At 69.0% G+C, this 7,976-nt stretch carries 9 protein-coding genes; 6 read left to right on the top strand and 3 right to left on the bottom strand.

The genetic code is table 11. The features are described from left to right. The 5 genes from sphsw_RS10140 to sphsw_RS10120 all read left to right on the top strand — a co-directional run. Positions 1-743: SAM-dependent methyltransferase (locus sphsw_RS10140; protein WP_031440520.1), on the top strand; the 743-nt coding region annotated here is incomplete at its 5' end. Beyond that, positions 740-1,249: a GNAT family N-acetyltransferase gene (locus tag sphsw_RS10135; protein WP_031440519.1), complete on the top strand. Its 510-nt coding sequence runs from the start codon at positions 740-742 to the stop codon at positions 1,247-1,249. The genes sphsw_RS10140 and sphsw_RS10135, both read left to right, overlap by 4 nt. A gap of 308 nt (positions 1,250-1,557) precedes the next feature. Beyond that, a complete protein-coding gene (gene pgeF, locus sphsw_RS10130; protein WP_031440518.1) occupies positions 1,558-2,328 on the top strand; it encodes a peptidoglycan editing factor PgeF in 771 nt (256 codons plus the stop codon). 103 nt (positions 2,329-2,431) lie between these two features. Next, positions 2,432-3,748 carry a cystathionine gamma-synthase family protein gene (locus tag sphsw_RS10125; RefSeq protein WP_031440517.1) on the top strand — a complete coding sequence of 439 codons (1,317 nt, stop codon included), beginning with the start codon at positions 2,432-2,434 and terminating at the stop codon, positions 3,746-3,748. A gap of 136 nt (positions 3,749-3,884) precedes the next feature. Beyond that, entirely contained in the window at positions 3,885-4,403 is a 519-nt protein-coding gene (locus tag sphsw_RS10120) for a phosphoribosyltransferase (protein WP_031440516.1), read from the top strand. Between the two features lie 54 nt (positions 4,404-4,457). Here sphsw_RS10120 and murA read toward each other — a convergent pair whose 3' ends face one another. After that, positions 4,458-5,741, bottom strand: coding sequence for a UDP-N-acetylglucosamine 1-carboxyvinyltransferase (gene murA / locus sphsw_RS10115; protein ID WP_031440515.1), 1,284 nt, complete (start codon positions 5,739-5,741; stop codon positions 4,458-4,460). 121 nt (positions 5,742-5,862) lie between these two features. Between murA and sphsw_RS10110 the strand changes: the two genes are divergently transcribed. Continuing rightward, positions 5,863-6,651, top strand: a complete 789-nt coding sequence (locus sphsw_RS10110) for a Crp/Fnr family transcriptional regulator (protein WP_081874263.1) — start codon at positions 5,863-5,865, stop codon at positions 6,649-6,651. 55 nt (positions 6,652-6,706) lie between these two features. Here sphsw_RS10110 and clpS read toward each other — a convergent pair whose 3' ends face one another. Both clpS and sphsw_RS10100 read right to left on the bottom strand, forming a co-directional pair. Beyond that, positions 6,707-7,093, bottom strand: coding sequence for an ATP-dependent Clp protease adapter ClpS (clpS, locus tag sphsw_RS10105; RefSeq protein ID WP_081874265.1), 387 nt, complete (start codon positions 7,091-7,093; stop codon positions 6,707-6,709). A 236-nt stretch (positions 7,094-7,329) separates the two neighbouring features. Further along, a partial coding sequence (locus sphsw_RS10100) for a phasin family protein (RefSeq protein ID WP_042467025.1) occupies positions 7,330-7,976 on the bottom strand: 647 nt, incomplete at its 5' end.

Below are 7,976 nucleotides of genomic sequence, written 5' to 3'. Positions count from 1 at the left end.
GCCTCGTGCCCCCCGTCCATTTCGTCGAGACCAGCCCCGCGCTCCGCACCGCGCAGGCCGAGCGCGTCCCTGCCGCGACCTGGCACGACGCCATCGACACGCTGCCGACCGAGCTTCCGCTGATCGTCGTCGCGAACGAATTCTTCGACGCGCTGCCGATCCGCCAGTTGCTCAAACGCGAGGACGCCTGGCACGAACGCCTCGTCGCCGCGCAGGACCTGCTGTTCCTCCCGATCGCGGGCAAGCCGCTTCCCGACGCCGTCATCCCCGAACCCTTCCGCGACGCGCCCGCCGGATCGATCCTCGAGACCGCCCCCGCCGCGGTCGGCATCGTCCGCGCGCTCGCCAAACGCCTCGTCGCACAGGGCGGCGCGCTGCTCGCGATCGATTACGGCTATGAAGGCCCCGCGCTCGGCGACACGCTCCAGGCGGTCCGCGCGCACGCCTTTGCCAACCCGTTCGAATCGCCGGGCGAGCACGACCTGACCGCGCATGTCGATTTCACCACGCTCGCCGCCGCCGCGCAGGCCGATGGCGCGGTCGCCTGGGGCCCCGTCGCACAGCGCGACCTGCTCGGCGGTCTCGGCATCGACACGCGCACGTCCGCGCTCGCCAAGGCCTCGCCCGACCGCGCCGAGGCGCTCGCCGCCGACCGCCGCCGGCTGATGGACGACATGGGCAGCCTGTTCAAAGCGCTCGCGATCACGTCACCCGGCTGGCCCAACCCGGCCGCCTTCGCATGATCACCTACCGCGACGCGCGCCCCGCCGACGGCCCCGCGCTCGCCGCGATGGCGCGCGCGTCGTTCACCGAGACGTTCGGCACGCTCTACCGCCCGCAGGATCTCGCCGCGTTCCTCGACCAGGCGTTCGGGCCGCAGGGCCTGCCGTCGCAGATCGGCGACCCCGCCTTCCGCATCCGCGTCGCGCTCGACGACGACGCGATTATCGGCTTCGCGAAGACCGGCCCGGTCGCCTTCCCCGGCGACTGGCCCGCCACCGCCGTCGAGCTCTACCAGCTCTATGTCCGCGCCGACCGGCACGGCGCCGGCGTCGGCCCCGCGCTGATGGACTGGGCTCTCGCCACCGCGCGCGCCGAGGCGCGGACCGAGATGATCCTCAGCGTCTATGTCGACAACCACCGCGCGCACCGCTTCTACCAGCGCTACGGCTTCACCGAGATCGGCCGCTACGTCTTCATGGTCGGCGAGAAGGCCGACGACGACCGCATCCTCCGCCTGGCGCTATGACCAGCCACCCAACCTCCACCCCGGCGAAGGCCGGGGCCCAGCTGGCACGTCCCCGGTAATGAAGCACCGCCCCCCATCACAACCGTCCCCCAACTGGCCCCCAACTGGCCCCCGGCCTCCGCCGGGGTGGTGCCGGAATTCAACCAGAAAAATCCGTGCAGCCCCGCCCCCAACCTCCACCCCGGCGAAGGCCGGGGCCCAGTTGGCACGTCCCCGGTAATGAAACACCGCCCCCCGTCACGACCGTCCCCCAACTGGACCCCGGCCTCCGCCGGGGTGGTGCCAGAGCTTAAGCAGGACACACGCGCATGACTGACACCACCGCCCCCACCCCCATCCGCGCAAAATCGCTCGCCCCCATCCCCCACGGCTTCCTCACCCGCACCGGCGGAGTCTCCACCGGCGCCTATGCCAGCCTCAACGCCGGCACCGGCTCCGACGATTCCCCGACAGCGATCGCCGAAAACCGCCGCCGCGCGACCGACGCCGTCCTCCCCGGCGCGCAACTCGTCGGCCTCTACCAGATCCACTCGGCCGAGGCGGTGACGATCACCGCGCCGGTCGACGACACATTCCGTCCGCGCGCCGACGCGCTCGTCACCGACCGCCCCGGGCTCGCGCTCGGCATCCTCACCGCGGACTGCGCGCCCGTCCTGTTCGCCGACAGCGAGGCGGGGATCGTCGGCGCCGCGCATGCCGGCTGGCAGGGCGCGCTCGGCGGCGTCACCGACGCCACCCTGCTCGCGATGGAGGCGATCGGCGCGCGCCGCGACCGGATCGTCGCCGCGGTCGGCCCGTGCATCGCGCGCGCCAGCTACGAGGTCGACACCGGCTTCCTCCGCCGCTTCTGCGAGGCCGATCCCGAGAACGAACGCTTCTTCGCGGATGCCCGCACCGACCATTACCAGTTCGATCTCGAGGCCTATGTCGTCAACCGCCTCGCCGCCGCGGGGGTCGGCCGGGTCGAGGCGCTCGGCCGCGACACCTACACCGAAGACGATGCCTTCTTCAGCTATCGCCGCGCGACCCATCGCGGCGAACCCACTTATGGTCGCCAGATCAGTATCATCGGCCTCTGACGCCTCCCCAAACCGGCTGCGCATCGCTAGGCTCGCCGCATCGGCCCGCACCAGACGGGTCATGCAGGAGCCCAGAATGTCCGATACCCCGACCCCCACCGGCATGCCCGCCGAGACCGAAGCCGACCTCACCGGCGTCGCCGCGCGCGTCGCGCCCAAGCCCGAGGTCGAGAAGATCGGCGGCCGCAAGCTGAAACCCTCGACGCTGATGATGGGCCATGGTTACGACCCGTCGCTGTCGGAAGGCTCGCTGAAACCCCCGATCTTCCTCACCTCGACCTTCGTCTTCCCCAACGCCGCCGCGGGCAAGCGCCATTTCGAGGGCGTCACCGGCAAGCGTCCGGGCGGTGCCGAGGGCCTCGTCTATTCGCGCTTCAACGGCCCCAACCAGGAGATTCTCGAGGATCGCCTCGGCGTCTGGGAAGAGGCCGAGGACGCGCTCGCCTTCTCCTCCGGCATGTCCGCGATCGCCACGCTCTTCCTCGCCATGGTCAAGCCCGGCGACACGATCGTCCATTCGGGGCCGCTCTACGCCGCGACCGAGACGCTGATCGGCCGCGTGCTCGGCAAATTCGGGGTCAAGTGGCTCGACTTCCCCGCGGGCGCGACGCGCGAGGAGATCGACGCGGTGATGACCGAGGCCGCGACCGGCAATGTCGCGCTCATCTATCTCGAAAGCCCCGCCAACCCGACCAACGCGCTGGTCGATGTCGAGGCGGTCGCCGCCAGCCGCGACGCGATCTTCACGGGTGAAAAGCCGCCGATCGCGATCGACAACACCTTCCTCGGACCGCTCTGGTTCCAGCCGCTCAAGCACGGCGCGGACATCGTCGTCTATTCGCTGACCAAATATGTCGGCGGCCATTCGGATCTCGTCGCCGGCGGCGTGCTCGGCACCAAGGCGCACATCAACACGATCCGGACGATGCGCAACACGATCGGCACGATCACCGATCCCAACACCGCGTGGATGCTGCTGCGCAGTCTCGAGACGCTCGAGCTCCGCATGAGCCGCGCGGGCGAGAATGCGGCCAAGGTCTGCGCCTATCTGCGGCATCACCCCAAGGTCGAGCGCGTCGGCTATCTCGGCTTCCTCGCCGACGAACCCGGCGCCGAGCGTCAGGCCGACATCTATCGCCGCCACTGCACCGGCGGCGGCTCGACCTTCTCGCTCTACCTCAAGGGCGGCGAGCGCGAGAGCTTCGCCTTCCTCGACGCGCTCAAGATCGCGAAACTCGCGGTCTCGCTCGGCGGCACCGAAACGCTCGCCAGCCACCCCGCGGGCATGACGCACCTCTCGGTCCCCGACGCGCGCAAACAGGCGCTCGGCATCACCGACAATCTGGTGCGCATCTCGATCGGCGTCGAGGATGCCGACGACCTGATCGCCGACTTCACGCAAGCCCTCGAAGCGATCTGACCAACCGGGCGCCCGCTAAACCAGCGGGCGCCCCCCTCCTCGTCATCCTGACGAAAGTCAGGATCCAGAGCCCAGCAAACCCACCCTACCCGATCCGATCTGGCCCCAGCGCCCCCCACCCGTTAAAGCGCAACGGATGCCGATCTTCACCCCCATCCCGCAGGACGACTTCGTCGCCGCGATCCACACCCTCGCCGCCCAGCTGCGTGCGGACGCCGACTGGACTCCCGATTTCATCATCGGCATCGGCCGCGGCGGTCTCGTCCCCGCGGTCTTCCTCAGCCACGCGATCGGCCTCCCGACGCTCTCGGTCGACTATTCGAGCCAGGTCGAGGATTTCGCCGACCAGCCGCTCGTCAAGCTCGCCGCACGCACCCAGTCGGGCGAACGCCTGCTCTTCCTCGACGACATCAACGATTCCGGCCGCACGATCACCCATCTGCGCACCGCGCTCGCCGCCGCGGGTGCGACGCCCGGCGCGATCCGCTTCGCGACTTTGATCGACAATCTCAGCTCCGCCGAACGCATCGACTACACCGCGCGCACGATCGACCGCCGCGACACCAAAGACTGGTTCGTCTTCCCCTGGGAAGCCGTCGCCCCCGCCACCACGATCGAACACGACGCCGCCGAAGTCCCCGACCGCATCGCGTAACGCGCGCCCAACCCCGTCATCCTGACGTCCCTCAGGATGACGGCGGAAAGAACCTCACCCGTCGCTGGCCCGCTCAATATCCGCACCAACCGCGCTGAGCTTCTCCTCAAGCCGCTCATACCCCCGGTCGAGATGATACACCCGCCCGACCGACGTCTCGCCATCCGCCGCCAGACCCGCCAAGATCAGGCTCATCGACGCGCGCAGGTCGGTCGCCATCACCGGCGCGCCGACCAGCTTGTCGACGCCGCGCACCACCGCGGTGCGCCCGCGCACCTGGATGTCCGCGCCCATCCGCGCCAGCTCGGGCACGTGCATGTAGCGGTTCTCGAAGATCGTCTCGGTCAGCACGCTCGCGCCGTCCGCCTTGCACAGCATCGCCATGAACTGCGCCTGCATGTCGGTCGCGAAGCCCGGATAGGGCGCGGTCGACAGCGTCAGCGGCTGGAGATGCCCGTCCGACGCGACGCGGATGCCGTCCTTGGTCGGGGTGACGCTCACCCCCGCCTCGACCAGCGCGTCGAGCGTCGCGCCCATGTCCGACGCGGTCACGCCGGTCAGCTCGAGGTCGCCGCCGGTGATCGCCGCGGCGCAGGCATAGCTGCCCGCCTCGATCCGGTCGGGCATCACCGCATAGGTCGCGCCGTGCAGCCGGTCGCGGCCCTCGATCGTCAGCGTCTCGGTGCCGATCCCGTCAATCGACGCGCCCATCGCGACGAGGCAGCGGCACAGGTCGACGATCTCGGGTTCGCGCGCGGCATTCTCGATCACGCTGGTCCCGCGCGCGAGCACCGCCGCCATCACGACATTCTCGGTCGCGCCGACCGACACGATCGGGAAGCGGTAGCGTCCCCCCGTCAGCCGTCCGCCGGGCGCGGTCGCCTTCACATAGCCCGCCGCCATCTCCAGCTCGGCGCCGATCGCCTCGAGCGCGCGCAGATGCAGGTCGATCGGCCGGTTGCCGATCGCGCAGCCGCCGGGCAGCGACACCGTCGCCTCGCCGCCGCGCCCGAGCAGCGGCCCGAGCACGAGGATCGACGCACGCATCTTCCGCACGATGTCGTAGGGCGCCTCGGTCGAGGTCAGGTTGCCCGCGCGGATCGTCATCACCCGCCCGAAATCCTCGGGCCGCGTCCCCTGGATCGCGGTCGACGCGCCCAGCTGGTTGAGCAGATGCCCGAACCCGTCGACATCGGCCAGCCGCGGCAAATTGCGCAGCGTCAGCGGCTCCTCGGTCAGCAATGCGCAGGGCATCAGCGTGAGCGCGGCGTTCTTCGCGCCGGAAATGGGCAGGCGCCCGGTCAGGCGGTTGCCGCCGCGAATGAGAATACGGTCCATCCCCGGCTGTCTATCGCCCCGCACGATCCGCGCAAGCCCGGCCGCATGGCGGGCCTGCGTCCGCAGGTGCATGCGGCGGCCAACCAAATGCGGCTCATACCGGCCCTATTGATCGACTTTAATGCGTAAAATCGGGGGGTTTGCTCTGTGGAGCAACGACGGGGAGCCGATCACAGTGCCGCACAGCTGCTTCGCCGAACGTCTCGGCGATTACATCACCTTGACCGAGAGCGAGACGACGGCACTGACGCGCCTCGAGGAGCGCCCGCGCGACCTGCGCCGCGGCACGATCCTGCTGCGCGAGCACGACCCGATGGCCGAGCTCTTCATCCTCCAGCGCGGCATGGCGATGAGCTATGTCCTGCTCGACGACGGCAGCCGCCAGATCCTGCGCTTCCTGTTTCCCGGCGACATGCTCGCGGTCTCGGCTCTCGTCTATCGCGACTCGCCCGAGACGATCGTCGCGATGACCGACCTGACCGTCTGCCCGTTCGACCGGACGCTGATGGCGGGGCTGCTGACCGAACATCCGCGGCTCGCCGCGGTCATCATGGTGATGAACCAGATGGAAAAGGTCGCGCTGACCGACCGGCTCGCCGCCCTCGGCCGCACCTCCGCCAAGGTCCGCGTCGCCGCACTGCTGCTCGAGATCCGCAACCGCATCCGGCTGACCGGACAGGCCGCGACCACCGATTTCGCGCTGCCGCTCACGCAGGAGGAGATCGGCGACGCGACCGGGCTGACCGCGGTCCATGTCAACCGCATGCTCCGCCAGCTCGAGGAGGACGGGCTGATCGCGCGCGGCGCTGGCCGCGTGTCGTTCACCGACGAGACCGCGCTGCTGCGCGCCGCCAATTATGTGAACCGGTTCGACGGTCTCGACCTGCGCTGGCTCCCGCCCGCGCGCTGAACGGTCTGGCCCGGCGGGGGGCCTAGCGCCCGACGCGCCCCTTAAAACCGCGCGATCAGGCCTTTTCGAGCGTGCACTGCAGCGGGTGCTGGTTCTGCTGCGCGAAATCCATCACCTGGCTGACCTTGGTCTCGGCAACCTCGTAACTGAACGTCCCACACACGCCGACGCCCTTCTGGTGGACGTGCAGCATCACCCGCGTCGCCGCCTCCATGTCCATGCGGAAGAAGCGCTGCAGGCACAGCACGACGAATTCCATCGGCGTGTAATCGTCGTTGAGCATCAGCACGCGGTACGGCGTCGGCTGCTTGGTGCGCGACCGCGTCTTGGTCGCGATGCCGACATTCCCGCGGTCGTTGCCGCCGGAATCCCCGTTGCCGTCGGAATTCCCGTCTTCGGCACGGATCCCGTCTTCAACACGGCTATAGCGTCGCTCGGTCATCGTCATCGGAACCAGTATTTTCGGTGTCAGCGCCATGACGTGAAAATATGGCACCTGATGGTCGAAGAGCAAGCCCCGCCCGCTAAAAGGGCAACCTATGAGGCCCGGCAAAAGGGCCCGGCAAAAGGGCCAGTCACAAGCGCCACGCAAAAGGGGCAGGCAAGGGATCCCCTGCCCGCCCCTCCCGTCTCGCATCCGGCCGGAGACGGCGCGCGTGGCGCCGACCCCGTCACGGCTCAGTTGGCGATCTTCAGCTTCTCGGTCGCCAGTGCGACCCGGTTGGACAAAGGCTGCGTGATCTCGCCCGCCATCTTCATCATCATCTCGGTCGAACGCGCGCTGTCCGCGATCAGCGTGTCGAACGCGGTGCGCATGTAATCGCCCTGCAGCTTCATGAACTCGGTCGGCGACTTGGCCGCGGCGAGCGTCTTCATCGCCTCGGTCGCGCCCTCGAACGATGCCTTGGCATAGGCCGAAACCTCATGCCCCAGCGTCTCGGCGCCCTTGGCGGCGATCTTCGACGATTCGACGATCGCCTCGATATTGCCCTTGGCGAACGCATTGGCGTCCTCGAACGCGGCCGCGCTCTTCTCCATCGCGCCCTTCGCGCGGGTCGAGAGGTCGGCGAACATTGCCTGGGTCTTTTCGATCGTGCCGGTGTCGAAATTCATCATGCCATCCTTTCCTGTACGCGCCGCTCCGACGGGAACGACGATGTCTGCTGGTGTCGAAACGGGTGTTGCAAGCGGCACCGCGACGCCGGTCACGGCGGGCGGCACCTCGTCGGTGCTCACAGGCTGCGCGTCGTCGGACGCGGCGGGCTGCACGGTGCTCGGCGTCTGCGCCAGCGCATATTGCACCTTGCTGCTGAACGTCACGTCGC

This window comes from Sphingomonas sp. FUKUSWIS1 (assembly GCF_000733135.1).
In the GTDB taxonomy this organism is placed as follows: Bacteria; Pseudomonadota; Alphaproteobacteria; order Sphingomonadales; family Sphingomonadaceae; genus Sphingomonas; species Sphingomonas aerolata.
This window is presented reverse-complemented; position numbering and strand designations above follow the sequence as displayed.